This is a genomic window from Mesorhizobium sp. M0276 (assembly GCF_040321755.1).
Taxonomy (GTDB): Bacteria; Pseudomonadota; Alphaproteobacteria; order Rhizobiales; family Rhizobiaceae; genus Mesorhizobium.
Window position 1 is genome coordinate 1 of record NZ_JAMYSC010000096.1, and the last position, 15,413, is coordinate 15,413.

The following is a 15,413-nucleotide window of genomic DNA, read 5'->3' on the forward strand; positions in this document are numbered from 1 at the left end:
GTCCAGGATTGCCTCGAGCGGGCGCTTGTGCGGCTCGATAACTGGCAGACAGGAGAAAGCCCCCGTAGGTGGCTGTTTACGATCATGCATCATTTGTTCATCGACCAGATGCGCAAGGTGAACCGCCGCGGCGAGGCGGCGATGCTGCCATTAGCGGCCGCTGAGGCAGTCGCCCAGCCGTCCGAGCAGATGGAGAGCATCGCCTCGCGCGAGATCATCGACGCGTTGCAGGCGATCAGCCCCGACCGCCGCGCAGCCCTGGTCATGGTTGCCATCGAAGGCTTCTCCTATGCCGAAGCCGCCAGCATTCTTGCCGTGCCCGCCGGCACGCTGATGTCGCGCATCGCGCGCGGGCGTGAGGAATTGCGCGGATTGCTGGACGACACGGCGCGTCGCCGCGCGATAAGGATCGTCGAGAAATGATCCGCCGTGACTTCTCCGAACGTGACATCCACATGGCGCTCGATGGCGAGTTGCCCAGCGACGAGCGCGCCGCCTACGAAGCCTGGCTCGACGCCAATCCCGAGATGAAGGCCAAGAGCGCCCGCTTCACCGCCGATCGGACGGCGTTGCAGGCCGCCTTCGCCGGAGTGCTGGACGAACCCGTGCCTGCGCGGTTGCGCAAAGTCGTGCTCGGCGAGGCACCGGTCAAGGTCGCGATGCCACGCTCGCGCTGGTGGCTTGCCGCGGCCGCTGCTGTGCTTGTGGTCGCCGGCGGGCTTGGCGGCTACCTTGCCGGCATCGATGGCATCGGGCTGGAGAACCCGGCGGAGGATCGGCTGGCCGAGCAGGCAATCGCGGCCCATGTCGTCTTCGCCGCTGAAAAGCGGCATGCGGTCGAAGTGCCGGCCAGCGACAAGGATCATCTGGAGACCTGGCTGTCCAATCGGGTAGGGCTGAAGCTGGTGGCGCCGGACCTGACCGCGAACGGTTTCCAGTTGGTCGGCGGCCGGTTGCTGCCAGCCGGAGAGAGCAAGGCCGCGATGCTGCTCTACGAGGACGACAAGGGCCAGCGCATATCTCTCTTCGTGACGGCACAATCAGCGGAGAACGCCAAGGGAACTTATGCATCGGCGGAGGACGGTCCCCGGGCCGTCTACTGGCTGGACAAGGGCTATGGCTGCGCCGTCGTCGGCTCGCTGCCGCGCGAGCAATTGGCCATCGTGGCAAAGAGCGCCTATGGTCAGCTTCTGGCCGGCCTGGCCAGTTGAAAGGCGCCGCTTTTGATGGCAACACCGATCTATGTTGGTGATCTGGTTCAACGCGTTTTTACATCGCCGACTGCTGTCGAATCTGTCACAATTCGGCCCTATTCGAGGTGCGATAGCGCTTTCTGGCCGTCAGTATTTCGACTGATGTCTTGAACGTTTCAAGTAGGGCATTTCCCACCACCAATCGAGGTTCTCTGAAGCCGCATGCCTGCCGAGATCCGCACGGCCCGCGCGTCTGACGTCGATGATCTCGCCGCCATAGAGAAAGCTGTTTTCTCGACCGACCGTATTTCCCGCCGCTCCTTCCGCCTGTTCATCGAACGTGAAACCGCCGAGACCCTGGTCGCCGAAGTCGATGGCCGCGTGGCCGGCTACGCGATCGTGTTGTTTCGCAAGGGAAGCGGTGTGGCGCGCCTCTATTCGATCGCCACCGGTCCGTTTTTCGGTGGGCTAGGTGTCGGCCGCATGCTGCTCGGATCCGCCGAAGAGGCCGCCTTCGAACACGATCGCATGATGCTGCGTCTCGAGGTGCGCGAGGACAACAGCCGCGCGATCTGCATCTACGAACAAGCCGGCTATCGCAAGATCGGCCGCGAACCAGGCTACTATGAGGATGGCGAGACGGCACTGCGCTACGAAAAGACCTTGCGCGGCGACGTTCCGATCGCCACCAAGGTGCCGTTCTACCAGCAGACCTGCGAATTCACTTGCGGCCCGTGCTGCCTGATGATGGCCATGGCCAATTTCGATCGCGGCTTCGTGCCGGATCCGGTCATGGAAATCCGCCTGTGGCGCGAGGCGACGACCGTCTTCATGATGTCGGGGCCGGGCGGGTGTGAGCCTTTCGGCCTTGCTGTCTCGGGGTACGAAAGCGGGCTTGCGGCGGAGGTCTACGTCTCCTTCTACGGCGCGCTGTTCCTGCAATCGGTGCGCAGCGAGGACAAGCGCCGGGTGATGGAACTGGCCCAAGTCGACTTTCGCCGGCGCGCGGAACTTTACGGCATCCCGGTGAATTACCGTCCGTTCACCATCGACGATATCAGGGCCGCGATCGCTGGGGGAAAACTGGTCCTGGTGCTGATCAGCGGCTTCCTGATGTTCGGAAAGAAGGTGCCGCATTGGGTGCTGGCGATCGGCGATGACGGCGACCATATCCTGATCCACGATCCTTGGGTCGAGGACGAAAGGCAGGAGACCATCCTTGATGCCGCCAATATTCCCGTGCCTTACGGCATCTTCATGAACATGGCGCAGTTTGGCCGCGACGGACTGCGTGCCGCCATCACTCTGGGAAAGCGCTGATAACAATGACCTGGGTTATTCTTACAGGCAGGCAGAGCGATCTCGACCAGGTGGCGACACCACACAAGATCATCACCAATCGCGACTATCTCGCGCATCCGTCGTTGTTTCGCGGCCAGCGCCCGAAAGTCATCAACCTCTCGAACAACTACGCCTACCAGAGCCGAGGCTACTATGCCTCGCTGCTGGCAAGCTCGCGCGGGCATAAGGTGATTCCGACGGTCGAGACGATGATCGACCTGTCGGAGCGCAAGCTTTATGAGCACGCGCTGCCGGAACTGGAACTGGCGCTCAACAAATGCCGCAAGGACCTCGGCGGCGCCTTCCCGCAAAAAGTCTGCATCTTCTTCGGCATCGGGCCGTCGAAAATCTGGGACCGTTTCGCCAAGCTGTTGTTCGACTGGTTCCGTGCACCGGCGCTCGAAGTCCACATCAAGGACAGCGCCGAATGGGCCTCGATCCGCAAGATCGGCTTCCATCCGCTGGCGCGCATGACCGAGGACGACGAAAAAAGCTTCATCCAGTGCCTGGAGACCTATACCAACCGCGAGTGGCGCGACACCAAGGGCCGCACGCCGGCGCGCTACACCTTCGCCACGCTGGTCGATCCACATGAGGAATTGCCGCCGTCGGAGATATCGTCGCTGCGCTATTGGGCCAAGATCGCCGAAAAGATGGGCGTCGAAATCGAGCCTATCACCAAGCGGGACCTCGCCAAGCTCGCCAACTACGACGCGCTGTTCATCCGCGAGACGACTTCGATCTCCAACCACACCTATCGCTTCGCCCGCCGGGCTCAGCAGGAAGGCATGCCGGTCATCGACGATCCGTTGTCGATGATCCGCTGCACCAACAAGGTCTATCTCAACGAGCTGATGGCCTACAACAAGGTGCCGGTGCCGCCGACGGTGATGATCGCCGGTACCTCGGACCTCGAACTGGCGGCGCAGACGCTGGGCTTTCCGCTGGTGCTGAAGATCCCGGATTCGTCATTCTCGCGCGGCGTCAAGAAGTGCGCCAACTTCGAGGAACTGAAGACGCTCGCCACCGAATGGCTGGAGGATTCCGATCTTCTGATCGCTCAGAAGTTCATTCCGACCGAATATGACTGGCGCGTCGGCGTGCTCGGCGGCCAGCCACTGTTTGCGGTGCACTATCTGATGGCCAAGAAGCATTGGCAGATCGTCAATCACAAGGCCAACGGCAAGCCCGACCAGGGCGGCATCAAGACCTTCACGCTGAAGGAAACGCCGGCGCATGTCGTCGAGACGGCGGTAAAGGCGGCGCGCTGCATCGGTGACGGGCTCTACGGCGTCGACCTCAAGGAAACCAAGGACGGCGTCTTCGTCATCGAAGTGAACGACAATCCTAACCTCGACCATGGCTGGGAGGACTCCGGCGAAAAGGACGAAGTCTGGGTGCGTCTGACGCAGTGGTTCCTGGAGCGGCTAGACCGACCGGGGCGGTAGTCAACCGGGCTTCGAGGTTTTTTGCCGGCTGCGATCGCAAGGAAATTTACCGCACCTTTCGTGATGGGGACCGGGCGAACTCCGTGTGCATCACATCGCGGCTGACATAAACCGCATAGGCTTGCATGCCGAGCATCACGCGGTGTGCCATTTCATCAACTGCCGCAGTTTCATACGCTGATCGGAGGGCATTTGAAGGTGGTAGAGCCGAGCTATGTCAGCTTTCACGGCAAATACATCGAGATGCTACGCTGATGACGGCCGCTCACCCGGTTTGGCTATGCACCGAACGGGATTCTAACAGGCGCTGAATATCGGCCGCCTTTGACGGCACGCCGATCAGATAGCCCTGCGCCTCGTTACAGCCATTGCCTCTCAGCATGTCGAGCTGCGCCTCGGTCTCGACACCCTCGGCGGTGACGGTGATGCCAAGCTCGGCACCCAGCCCGATGACGGTGCGAACGATCGCCGCAGTGTCGCGATTGCCCAGATCGTGGATGAACGAACGGTCGATCTTGATCTTGTCGACGGGAAAACGCCTGAGATAACCGAGCGAGGAATAGCCGGTGCCGAAATCGTCGAGCGCGATGCGAATGCCGAGCCCGCGCAACTGCCGCAATGTCCTCAGCACGGCTTCACTCTCATCCATCAGCACGGTTTCGGTTATTTCCAGTTCCAGCCGGTCGGCGGGCACGCCGGAAAAGGCGAGAGCCGAGATGACGCTACGGGCAAAGCCGCCGCTTTTGAGCTGCACGGCCGAGACATTGACCGCGATGCGCAGGCCGGCCGGCCAGCCTGCCGCAGCGGTGCAAGCCTTTCTCAGCGCCCACTCGCCAAGCGGCACGATCAGTCCGATTTCTTCGGCGACCGGAATGAACTTGTCGGGCGCCACCGTGCCCCGCTCTGGCGAATGCCAGCGCATCAAGGCTTCGGCACCGACGATCTCACCGGAGGCGATGTTCATGATGGGCTGGAAATCGAGATCGAACTCCTGTCGAGGCAGCGCTGCCTCGAGGTCGGTCTCGAGTGCGCGTCGTGCCCGCACCATGGCGTCCATTCCGGGCTCGAAAAAGCGGTACAGATTGCGCCCTTCGCTCTTCGCCCGGTAGAGCGCCGTATCGGCGTTTTTCAGCAGCGTATCGGCGTCGCTGCCATCGTCGGGAAACACAGCGATGCCCATGCTGATGCCGACATGCATGTCGCGGCTCTTGTCGCGGAAGGGTTTTGCGATCGTTTCGACGATCCGCTTCGCCAGCTTCTCAGCATCGGCGATACCCTTGAAATTGAACTGGATAATGACGAATTCGTCGCCGCCGAAACGGGCGACGACATCCGTTTCACTGCGCAGGCAACGCTGCAGCCTGTCGGCCACGGTCTTCAGCAGCCAGTCGCCGGCCGGGTGCCCCCAGCTGTCGTTGATGGCCTTGAAGCGATCCAGATCGAGCGAGAAGATTGCTAGCGGCGTAGCCGCCGGATCTTCCAACGCAAGATCGAGGCGTTCGCGAAACATCTGGCGGTTGGGCAACCCGGTCAGCGTGTCGTGATGCGCAAGATGTGTCATGCGCTCTTCGGTGCGACGGCGTTCGGTGACGTCGTCGAAGGTCGCCACCCAGCCGCCGCTCATCGGCTGGCGTGTGACCAGAATCGTCCTGCCGTCGGTAAGATGCCGATACGCCGAATGCATTTTCCCTGCCACCAGGCAGGCTTCGGTTTTGGCGACTTCGCTATCGACGTCGATCTTCGTATAGATGCCAAGTTCCAGCAATCGTTCGAGTGCGTCGCGGTGCGTCGTCCCGAGCGGGAAGTCCGCCGCGGTGACGTTGTAGAGTTCCAGAAAGCGCCCGTTGCGCACGATCATCTTGCCATCGGCGTCATACATCAGCAGGCCCTGCGACATGTTGGCGAGCGCGGCGTCGAAGCGGCGGTGCTGCTCCTTGAGCTCTTGTTCGGCGCGCCGCTGTTCGGTGATGTCCTCGTAGATCGAGACCCAGCCGCCCAGAGCCAGCGGGCGATGCGAGATGTTGATGATGCGACCATCCGACAACGTCTCCTCATAGGTCGAGGGTTTCGCCTGGTCGATATAGGGCTTGCGGATGGCGTAGAGCTGTTCGGCGCTTTCCGAGGCGATGCCTATGTCGACGCTATGGCGCAGAATGTCGAGAAACGGGATGCCGGGCCGTATCACCTTAGGGTCGAGGCAGAAGATGTTGATATAATTGCCGTTGCAGATGATCATCCGCTCGTCGGCGTCGAACATGCAAAGGCCATGCGACATGTTTTCGACCGCGGCCGAAAAACGTTCGTTCTGTTCGCGCAATTCGTCTTCCATATGGCGCGAGCGATCCATGCCTTCGGGCTCCCGATCCGGGACGGCCGAACCACCCTTGGCATCGGCGACGGGCATGAGGCGCCTGCGGATCGTCATCGAACGAGCTACTGTGGTCGCCGCCGGTTAATTTAGCGTTTTTAGCCGACCGCGGACGCCGAAGCCTGATGCCGCGACCTCTCGATGGCGGAAAACCGCTTCAGGAACGCATTCTGCGCCCAGGTCACCGATCGCGGCGTGAGGTCGAAGCGGTCGGCATTGAAGCCGCGCGGACGGCCGAAGAATTCGGTCGCCTCGGCGGTCGAAAACCCGGCAAGCAGCGTCGCCTCGAAATAGGCGGCGATCTGGTCGGCGCGCTTGATCTCCTTGCGCAGCGCGGCGGCTGGTTCCGGCGGCAGCGAGAAGCGCAGGTGGATGGCGCGCTGCAACCGCAACTCACAGTCCTTGTAGCTTCCGCCCATCACCGATTTGAACGGTGAGATCATGTCGCCGATGACATATTCGGGGGCGTCGTGCAGCAGCGCGGCCAGCCGCGCATCGGGCGAAGCCTCAGGCACCAGATCGCAGAACAGCGCCTCGACCAGCAGCGAGTGCTGGGCAACCGAAAAGGCATGTTCGCCGCTGGTCTGGCCGTTCCAGCGTGCAACGCGGGCGAGCCCATGCGCAATGTCCGAAATCTCGATATCGAGCGGCGAGGGGTCGAGCAGGTCGAGCCGGCGGCCCGACAGCATGCGCTGCCAGGCGCGTGCCGGCGCGCCGACACGGTCGGCCGCCATCAGGCCTCCTCCGCGTTGACGGCTTCCTGCGGGAAGGCGAATTTTGCCCAGGCCGGGATGGCAAGTGAAACGCTGGCGTCCCCGGCCATGATCGGCTGACCGGCGTCGATCGCCGCCTTGATCCGGTCGATGCGGGCAATGGCCAGACCGGTCGTGCCGACAGTCGAGCCGAGCGTGCCAACCGGCCGTCCCGCGACGGTTAGCTCGGTGCCTGATGCGGGTAGGGACCTGTCGGCCGATGCAATCAGTACGCGCCGCCTGGCAGTGCCGCGATGCTGCATGCGCGAGACGACCTCCTGGCCGACATAGCAGCCCTTTCTGAAACCGACACCGCCGGTTTCGTCCAACAGCACGTCATGGGGGAAAGCGTCTCCAAGTTGGTAGTCGCTGCCGCTTTCCGCAACACCGCCGGCGATACGGAAGGCGTGCCATGCGGCGAGGTCGCTTCGATCATCGGTTTTGCTATAGGAGCGCGTGACGGCGCCGCTCGGAAAGCGCGTGTCGGTCACCGCCGTTGAATCGGATTGTGAGGGGGTTGATTCCGGTCCCCATGCGACGGTGACAAGCGCCTGATCGGATTTGGCAATCTCGACCTTGGCGCGCAGTTTGTAGAGCGTCAGCCGGCGCATGAAATCGTCCGAGATATCGGCACGGCATTCGAGCCGGAATGCATTCTCGCCGGCGCGCGAGATCAGGAAATCGAACAGGATCTTGCCTTGCGGCGTCAGCAGCGCGCCGGGCTTCGCTTCGCCAGGAGCCAATATGTCGAGATCGGTGGTCAGGATGTTCTGCAAAAAGTGCTCGGCATCGGGACCCGAGACGGAAATGAGGGCGCGGTCTTTGAGCTGGGCAAAGGGCATGGGCGGAAAAGCAGCCTGATCTTGCAAAATGGTCGGCCTTTACGTAAGCCGCTGGCACTCCCCCCGCAAGAGAGCATGGCCATGATCTACGACCTCATCCTGACAGGCGGCACAGTGGTCAACCATGATGGCGAAGGGGTCCGCGATATCGGCGTGAAGGACGGGCGCATCGCCGCCATCGGCGATCTCCGCCAGGCTTCGGCCGGCGAGACGATCGACTGCCGCGGCCTGCATATCCTGCCGGGAGTCATCGACAGCCAGGTGCATTTTCGTGAACCTGGACTGGAGCACAAGGAAGATCTGGAAACGGGTTCGCGCGCGGCGGTGCTTGGCGGCGTTACCGCCGTGTTCGAGATGCCCAACACCAATCCTTTGACCACCTGCGAGGCAGCGCTTGCCGACAAGGTTCGGCGCGGCAGCGGTCGCATGCACTGCGATTTCGCATTCTGGGTCGGCGGCACGCGCGAGAATGCGAAAGATGTCGGCGAGCTCGAGCGGCTGCCGGGCGCGGCCGGGATCAAGGTCTTCATGGGCTCGTCCACCGGCGATCTGCTGGTCGAAGACGACGAGGGCGTGGCATCGATCCTCCGAAACACGCGCCGTCGCGCCGCCTTTCATTCCGAGGACGAGTTCCGGCTGCGCGAGCGTCTGAATGAACGCATCGATGGCGATCCGTCATCGCACCCGGTCTGGCGAGATGAGATCGCCGCCTTGCGCTGCACCGAACGGCTTGTACGCATCGCGCGCAATGTTCGCGCCCGCATCCATGTCCTGCACATCTCGACGGCCGAGGAGATCCTATTCCTCGAACAGCACAAGGATGTCGCGACCTGTGAGGCGACGCCGCATCATCTGACGCTGAGCGCGGACGATTATGCGCGGCTCGGCACGCTGATCCAGATGAACCCGCCAGTGCGTGCCGCCCGTCATCGCGACGGCGTCTGGCAGGGCATTGCGCAAGGCATCGTCGACGCGCTCGGCTCCGACCACGCGCCGCACACGCTGGCCGAGAAGGCAAAGCCCTATCCGGCCTCGCCCTCGGGGATGACCGGCGTTCAGACGCTGGTGCCGATCATGCTCGACCACGTCAATGCCGGCCGATTGACGCTGCAACGCTTTGTCGACCTGTCCAGCCACGGCCCGCAGCGTATCTTCGGCATGGCTAGAAAAGGCCGCATCGCCGCCGGCTACGACGCCGACTTCACCATAGTCGATATGAAGCGGCGAGAGACTATCACCAACGCGCAGGCCGGCTCGAAAGCTGGCTGGACGCCTTATGACGGGAGAGAAGTGACCGGTTGGCCGCTCGGCACCGTCATTCGCGGCCGCCGCGTCATGTGGGAAGGCGAGATCGCCACGCCAAGCCAGGGCAAAGCGGTGGAGTTTTCCGAAGCATTGGTTGGGTAGCTGGTTCAAGCGTCGGATTTTAACGGACGATCCATTAAGTTAAGAGGGCTATGAACGCAGATATCGCGCCCATGATTGTCCCTGCCGAGTTTCCAGAGCTCCGTGCACTTGCTTGGAATCGCGACCCTACGCGCTCGATTCCAGCCGAGGAGGCATTTGCGCTATACGAGCGAAATTGGCGTTTTGTCGATCAAAAGCGTCTTACGACGCGTGAAAAGCTGCTTATCCAGACTCTGGCAGATAAGTTTGGTCACGGCATCCTTTTGACCACTGTCTGAAGTTCCTTTCGGCCGGATACCGGCATCGACGAGGGACCGCGTCGATAGCTGGCGGAACTCAATCCCCGGCGACGAAGAAGGTCCATTGTCCGGAGGGCGTAATGCCGACACGGTAGAAAATGTAAGCGCCGAACTGCTTCATGTCGTCGAAATCGCCAGCGGTGACGATCTTGAACAGTTCGACCCGCTGCTTGGCATCCAGCTTGTCCAACGGCATGGCAAAGAAATACGGCCACACATAGAGTTCTTCGGGCTTGCCGGCATCGAGGTGGACATAACCGGCATTGAGCACCTCCTCGAGGATGGCAAGGATCTCCTGGCCATCCGGATCACCCGAGAGGCCTTTAAGGAAGGCGATGGCGTCGCCGTCTATGTCGGTCAGCGATATCTGCGTCATGCTGCCGCCCGTACCGATCAAGGGCCGCAGTCTTTCGATGTCGCCGCCCTTGCAGGCCTCGACGATCAGATCATGCATGCGCCGGACCGGTTCCGGCAGCTTGCCGAGATCGTAGACAACCTCCGGCAGGGGCGTGTCCGGATCGACGCGCGGCCTGGTCACGCCGCCATCTGCCGGGCTGTCGGGCTCGGATTCGCCCGGAGCAGCCGGCTGGCCGGCCGGAGGCGGCGTTCCGACCGGGTTGGGCATCGGCACGGTGCTTCCCGGGGGCGACATGTCGTCGTCCGCCGGCTGCGTGACTGTTGGAGGTAGCTCTTCGCGCTTGATCTCGCTCAGCGCATAAGCGGGGCTGCTTGCGAGACATACAACCATGGGAATCGCGGCACAGCAAGCGGCGAAGCAGATGTAAAGGACCAAGCCACGCGGCTCGCCTGACATCGAAAAACTCACTGCCCGTTTCTCCCTGCTTCCGGGCATGACGCCCGAGCGGCGTTCCGTCGTCAAAGAGCCGGACGTCGGTTCAGTGCCGCAGCCGTTCAGGTTCGAAGGCGCCAGCAATCACCTTTTCACGCATACGGTCGAGCAGGGCAAGGGCCGAGGTCTCGCCATTGGCACGCAACATCTCACCGAAGGCGGTTTCGAGCGCTGCTTCGGCAATGATCTCGGGCTCTATGCCGGCGGAGAGACCTTCCGCCCAGGCCTCGCTGTGGCTTTCCACGGCGGTCAGGCGTTTTTCTTCCCGGACCAGCGCGTCGATGTCGTTGACACCATGTTCCATAAGCGAATGTCCACCTTTCAAGCAGCGATCCATCGATGTGGATCAGGCCTGATCTGTTCATTTCACACGCGAGGCAATTAAGTATTTGTAAATACGACATTTTTTTGATCGTATGTTACAAAGACCGGTTGCCTTGCGCGAGGCTGCGTTCGACCCGAGTCAAACTTAGCCGATTAGCGCGGCACGCGGGGCGAAAACCTTCAGTTTGAGTTAATTCCGCATTCTCGCGATAAGGTTTTGTTAATACTGTTGCAGAAGCGCCACATGAGGATTGCACCAAGATATCGCCTGGCACAAGCCGGACATGTCGGCTGTCACCGGCAATGGCCCGGATAATTGTTGATGAGGAGTTGAAACGCCCAAAGCACGTCGCGTTTCGTTGGAGTCAGGCGACGCGCTTTAGGCTTTCTAATTTATGCCGTCTTTATCCAAAACCGCTGCGCACTTTGGGCGACATCCTAGTTGCCGTAACGCGAGGCGATATCGCGTGACAGCGTCTCGCCTTCCTTCATATAGCGGCTGATGGCTTCGGTCGCCGAGGGTGTGCACTGCGTATAGGTGCCGCCGAAGGAGCGATAGCCGCGATTGAAGCTGGCGATGAAACGGGCGCGCCGCTCGGCATCCGGATTTTCCGAATCGAGCAGCTTCTCCATCTCGACACGCCACTGGTCGCCCTTCTCGCCGCACAAATTGCGCAGGAAATGCAGCGACCCCAAAACCTCCGCCAATCGCATCAGCCCCGGCTCGAACGGCGACTCGGCGCTAAGTGCGGGCCGTATCGAAACGGCTGCGCTGACGGACAGGCATATGGCGAGGAGCATGGATGAACGGTTCATGAATCTTCTCTGCCGAACGGCATAAGCCGTTCTGGCTTTGCCAGACAGCATAAGTCTTTGTGACGAAACAATTTGTCGCCTGCAAGGCGATTTTCAGGACTGCGGCCTGCCGTGTCCGCCGGGGTTCAACAAGTCTTCGGCAACCGCGAACACCGAGCCGGCAAGCGGCAGTGTCGCCATCTCGCTGAGCGTATAGAACGCAGCCGTCTCGGCGTCGTCGCTGGCCACCGCCTCACCGCCGGCATAGGCTGCGCCGAAGACCGTGAGGAGATAATCGACGGGGTGGCTGTCGTCCCGGCCGTCGATATGGATTTCCCGAAGCGGATGGTAATCGGTGGCCCGCAAGCCGGTCTCTTCCAGCAGTTCGCGGGCGGCAGCCTGCTCCAGCGTTTCGCCGGGTTCGACCTTGCCCCCCGGAAAGGCATAGAGTCCTCGCGAGGGTTGCCGGGCTCGCTTGACCAGAAGCACGGTATCCGCACGCACGATGGCGACCGAGACTGCAGGCAGTATCTTACGCGCTTCGTTCATGGATCCCGATCAGGCGTGGAGGTAGGTCTGTTGTGGACCGCCCAGCATGGGCGAGCTTTAGCGGTTGCGCAACGCCGGTTCCATCGCCACTTTTGAACCAGACCATTCGAGGGCAGCAACAGACAATGTGCGGACGTTTTGCCTTGACCGCGACGCCGTATCAGACCGCCGCCGTGCTGGGCTTGGCCGAACTGGAGGAGTTCCCGCCACGCTACAACATCGCGCCGACACAGCCGGTCCTGATGGTGATCGCCGGCCCTCCGCGAGCGCCGGGCTCGAATCTGCCGGACCGCCAGCCGATGCTGGTGCGCTGGGGGCTGATCCCGACCTGGGTGAAGGACACAAGCGAGTTTCCACTGCTGTTCAACGCGCGTTCTGAGGGCGCTGCCGAAAAGGCCTCGTTCAAAACGGCGATGCGCCATCGCCGTGCCTTGGTACCGGCCTCCGGCTTCTACGAATGGCGGCAAACCGGTGGCAGGAAGGGGCAACCCTACTGGATCAGACCCAGGCATGGCGGGTTGGTCGCCTTTGCCGGATTGATCGAGACCTATGCCGAGCCGGGCGGTTCGGAAATGGACACCGGCGCCATCCTGACAGTCAACGCCAATGCCGATATCGCGCATATCCATGATCGCATGCCGGTGGTGATCGATCCCAGGGATTTCGCCCGCTGGCTGGATTGCCGCACGCTCGAGCCGCGCGATGTGGCCGACCTGTTGCGGCCGACACAACTCGATTTCTTCGAGGCAATTCCCATCTCCGACCTCGTCAACAAGGTCGCCAACACTGGACCGGAGATTCAGGAGCGGGGCGAGATCGGGCCGGAGCCCGAGAAGGTCAAGCGCCGGAAGCCCGGCGCGGACGACAGTCAGATGACGCTGTTTTAGCCTGAGGCCGTTGTTGAGAGGCGCATATCGGCGCCATCATGCCCGGCTATGCGGCCGGTCGCAAACCGCTTCAGGCGGCGCGGGGCGACACGATCTTCTGTGCCGGCTTGTTCTTCTTCGCGGTGTGCAGAAGGGCGGCGACGATCGCGGCAGGACCGACTGCGCGATAGTGGTTGGCCAGCGCCGGTTGCTTGGCGCGGTTGGATTCTTGTTTGCTGCGAGGCATGTCTCTCTTCCCAGATAACATTTTCGTGTCCGCGTTTGATGGCCGATTCTGACCAAATCGTGACGCCTGCTGATCTAGTCGACGAATGTTTCATGACTGTGCCGACATGTTTAATAAAATGTTTCTGTGCATCATTACCTGTGATCCAGCGACGTTTTTGCCGAAACTAGCGACTTGACGGCAACACTGGCCAAGGCGATAAAGCCGGCCATGAAAACGTCTTTCGCCATTTGTGGCATTTGCATTATTGGCTAGCCTCGCGCTGGTCCGGACGTTTTCGCCTCATCTTTCCCAGATTGGACAAACGCCCCGGCCAGCAGGCTGGAATTCGGTCTTGCGCTTCGGCGCTAGGCGGGGTCCTGAACACAACAGACCGGGAAGGCACGAATGTCTGACGCATCGAAGGGCCTGCGCCTCTACAACACGCTGACGCGGACGAAGGAGGATTTCATCCCGATCGATGCGCGCAATGTGCGCATGTATGTCTGCGGCCCAACCGTCTATGACTTTGCCCATATCGGCAATGCCAGGCCGGTGATCGTCTTCGACGTGCTGTTCCGCTTGCTGCGCCATGTCTATGGGCAGGCGCATGTCACCTATGTTCGCAACATCACCGACGTCGACGACAAGATCAACGCGCGCGCCTTGCGGGATTTTGGCGGCGAGATCGCCTCAGGCAAGCTTTCGCTCAATGAAGCGATCCGGAGGGTCACCGAAAAGACCGCCGATCAGTTTCACCGCGACGTGGCGGTTCTTGGCTGCTTGGAGCCGACGGTCGAGCCGCGCGCCACCGAATTCGTCGAGCCCCGCGCTGACGGCAAGGTGGACATGATCACCTTGATTCAAAGCCTGATCGAACGCGGCCATGCCTATGTTGCCGCAGGCGAAGTCCTGTTCGACACCGCGTCGATGCCTGACTACGGTCAATTGTCAAAGCGCAATCTCGACGAGCAGCAGGCCGGCGCCCGCGTCGCCGTCGACGCGCACAAGAAAAATCCCGGCGATTTTGTCCTCTGGAAGCTGTCGTCGCCGGAGGAGCCGGGCTGGAATTCGCCATGGGGCCGAGGCCGGCCGGGTTGGCACATCGAATGCTCGGCAATGTCGGCCGCCTATCTTGGCGAAGTCTTCGATATTCATGGCGGCGGCCTCGACCTGATCTTCCCGCACCATGAAAACGAGATCGCCCAGTCGCGCTGCGCCCACGGCACCGATGTGATGGCCAACATCTGGATGCACAATGGCTTCCTGCAGGTCGAAGGCCAGAAGATGTCGAAGAGCCTTGGCAATTTTTATTCGATCAACGAATTGCTGGAGACCGAGACCTTCGGTGGCCGCAAATGGCCGGGCGAGGTGCTGCGGCTGGCGATGCTGATGACGCATTATCGCGAGCCGATCGACTTTTCCGTGCGCAAGCTGGAAGAGGCCGAGAACACGCTGCGCAAATGGAAGCGGGCGGCGGATCTGGCGCCGGCGGCGGGGCAGTTGCCGGTGGAGGTCATCGATGCCTTGTCCGACGATCTCGCCACCTATGCCGCCTTCCAGGTTTTGACCCAATTGGCCGGCGAGGCAGCCGACGGCAACGATGCCGCAGCGTCGCTGAAGGCGACGCTTCTGTTCCTCGGCTTCGATGTCGCGTCGGCGAAGGTCGATGAAGACTACATCGCCAAGGCCATCGCCAAGCGCCTGGCATTCATCGCCGCGAAGAACTGGGCCGAGGCCGACCGCATCCGCGATGAACTGCTTGCACAAGGTATACAGTTGAAGGACGGCAAGGACCCGGTCACTGGCGAACGCATCACCACTTGGGAGGTGAAGCGGTGAGGTTGGCGCGAAACTCTTTTGCAAGGTTGGCGGAGACGCTGGCGACAGCCAATCTCCCCCCTTGCGGGGGAGATGTCCGGCAGGACAGAGGGGGGTGTGAAGGAACGCCAGCGTTACCGTTTGTACTCCCTCGTTTCAACCATTTCCCGAGAAGGCAGCGGCCTTCAGCGGATAGGCCGGCGGGACAGCACCCCCCTCTGCCCTGCCGGGCATCTCCCCCGCAAGGGGCAGGGCTGTCCGGGGAAAGTTTTGAGTGAATCGAAATGCCGCATGTGCATGCCCCGTAAAACGGGGTTTGTCCGTCTTCTCTC

Annotated in this window: 16 protein-coding genes; 8 read left to right on the forward strand and 8 right to left on the reverse strand. The window is 61.6% G+C overall.

What is annotated here, in order from left to right:
* The 4 genes from NKJ01_RS34460 to NKJ01_RS34475 form a co-directional block, all read left to right on the forward strand.
* Nucleotides 1-423 (forward strand): RNA polymerase sigma factor (locus NKJ01_RS34460; RefSeq protein WP_352734923.1); only part of this gene is annotated, 423 nt, incomplete at its 5' end.
* Entirely contained in the window at nt 420-1,211 is a 792-nt protein-coding gene (locus NKJ01_RS34465) for an anti-sigma factor family protein (protein WP_352734924.1), read from the forward strand. The genes NKJ01_RS34460 and NKJ01_RS34465, both read left to right, overlap by 4 nt.
* A gap of 204 nt (nt 1,212-1,415) precedes the next feature.
* Nucleotides 1,416-2,513 carry a peptidase C39 family protein gene (locus NKJ01_RS34470; protein ID WP_023762075.1) on the forward strand — a complete coding sequence of 366 codons (1,098 nt, stop codon included), beginning with the start codon at nt 1,416-1,418 and terminating at the stop codon, nt 2,511-2,513.
* A 5-nt stretch (nt 2,514-2,518) separates the two neighbouring features.
* A complete protein-coding gene (locus NKJ01_RS34475; protein ID WP_352734926.1) occupies nt 2,519-3,982 on the forward strand; it encodes a RimK family ATP-grasp domain-containing protein in 1,464 nt (487 codons plus the stop codon).
* 265 nt (nt 3,983-4,247) lie between these two features.
* Here NKJ01_RS34475 and NKJ01_RS34480 read toward each other — a convergent pair whose 3' ends face one another.
* From NKJ01_RS34480 to ygfZ, 3 genes are all read right to left on the reverse strand, one after another.
* Entirely contained in the window at nt 4,248-6,386 is a 2,139-nt protein-coding gene (locus NKJ01_RS34480; RefSeq protein WP_352734928.1) for a putative bifunctional diguanylate cyclase/phosphodiesterase, read from the reverse strand.
* Nucleotides 6,387-6,448: 62 nt separating this feature from the next.
* Nucleotides 6,449-7,084 carry an HD domain-containing protein gene (locus NKJ01_RS34485; protein WP_352599196.1) on the reverse strand — a complete coding sequence of 212 codons (636 nt, stop codon included), beginning with the start codon at nt 7,082-7,084 and terminating at the stop codon, nt 6,449-6,451.
* Nucleotides 7,084-7,944, reverse strand: coding sequence for a CAF17-like 4Fe-4S cluster assembly/insertion protein YgfZ (gene ygfZ, locus NKJ01_RS34490; RefSeq protein WP_352734930.1), 861 nt, complete (start codon nt 7,942-7,944; stop codon nt 7,084-7,086). The genes NKJ01_RS34485 and ygfZ overlap by 1 nt, the downstream gene beginning before the upstream one ends.
* A gap of 75 nt (nt 7,945-8,019) precedes the next feature.
* Here ygfZ and NKJ01_RS34495 point away from each other — a divergent pair, with 75 nt between their 5' ends.
* Complete coding sequence (locus tag NKJ01_RS34495) at nt 8,020-9,351, forward strand: dihydroorotase (protein ID WP_352734932.1); 1,332 nt, start codon at nt 8,020-8,022, stop codon at nt 9,349-9,351.
* Between the two features lie 50 nt (nt 9,352-9,401).
* Nucleotides 9,402-9,629: a hypothetical protein gene (locus tag NKJ01_RS34500; RefSeq protein WP_352734934.1), complete on the forward strand. Its 228-nt coding sequence runs from the start codon at nt 9,402-9,404 to the stop codon at nt 9,627-9,629.
* 58 nt (nt 9,630-9,687) lie between these two features.
* Here NKJ01_RS34500 and NKJ01_RS34505 read toward each other — a convergent pair whose 3' ends face one another.
* The 4 genes from NKJ01_RS34505 to NKJ01_RS34520 all read right to left on the reverse strand — a co-directional run bounded on the left by NKJ01_RS34505 (nt 9,688) and on the right by NKJ01_RS34520 (nt 12,168).
* The gene (locus NKJ01_RS34505; protein ID WP_352734936.1) at nt 9,688-10,476 is read right to left on the reverse strand and encodes a hypothetical protein; all 789 of its coding nucleotides are present in this window, start codon (nt 10,474-10,476) and stop codon (nt 9,688-9,690) included.
* A gap of 70 nt (nt 10,477-10,546) precedes the next feature.
* On the reverse strand, nt 10,547-10,804 hold the full coding sequence (locus NKJ01_RS34510) for a hypothetical protein (protein WP_008874920.1): 258 nt from the start codon (nt 10,802-10,804) through the stop codon (nt 10,547-10,549).
* 458 nt (nt 10,805-11,262) lie between these two features.
* On the reverse strand, nt 11,263-11,640 hold the full coding sequence (locus NKJ01_RS34515) for a TIGR02301 family protein (RefSeq protein WP_031261008.1): 378 nt from the start codon (nt 11,638-11,640) through the stop codon (nt 11,263-11,265).
* 93 nt (nt 11,641-11,733) lie between these two features.
* Nucleotides 11,734-12,168 carry an NUDIX hydrolase gene (locus NKJ01_RS34520; RefSeq protein WP_023762065.1) on the reverse strand — a complete coding sequence of 145 codons (435 nt, stop codon included), beginning with the start codon at nt 12,166-12,168 and terminating at the stop codon, nt 11,734-11,736.
* Between the two features lie 125 nt (nt 12,169-12,293).
* On the opposite strand from NKJ01_RS34520, the gene NKJ01_RS34525 reads away from it, so the two are divergent.
* Nucleotides 12,294-13,055 carry an SOS response-associated peptidase gene (locus tag NKJ01_RS34525; RefSeq protein ID WP_352734938.1) on the forward strand — a complete coding sequence of 254 codons (762 nt, stop codon included), beginning with the start codon at nt 12,294-12,296 and terminating at the stop codon, nt 13,053-13,055.
* Nucleotides 13,056-13,125: 70 nt separating this feature from the next.
* Here NKJ01_RS34525 and NKJ01_RS34530 read toward each other — a convergent pair whose 3' ends face one another.
* Complete coding sequence (locus tag NKJ01_RS34530) at nt 13,126-13,281, reverse strand: hypothetical protein (protein WP_023762063.1); 156 nt, start codon at nt 13,279-13,281, stop codon at nt 13,126-13,128.
* Between the two features lie 387 nt (nt 13,282-13,668).
* Here NKJ01_RS34530 and cysS point away from each other — a divergent pair, with 387 nt between their 5' ends.
* Nucleotides 13,669-15,102, forward strand: a complete 1,434-nt coding sequence (cysS, locus tag NKJ01_RS34535; protein WP_352734940.1) for a cysteine--tRNA ligase — start codon at nt 13,669-13,671, stop codon at nt 15,100-15,102.
* Nucleotides 15,103-15,413: the final 311 nt, after the last annotated feature.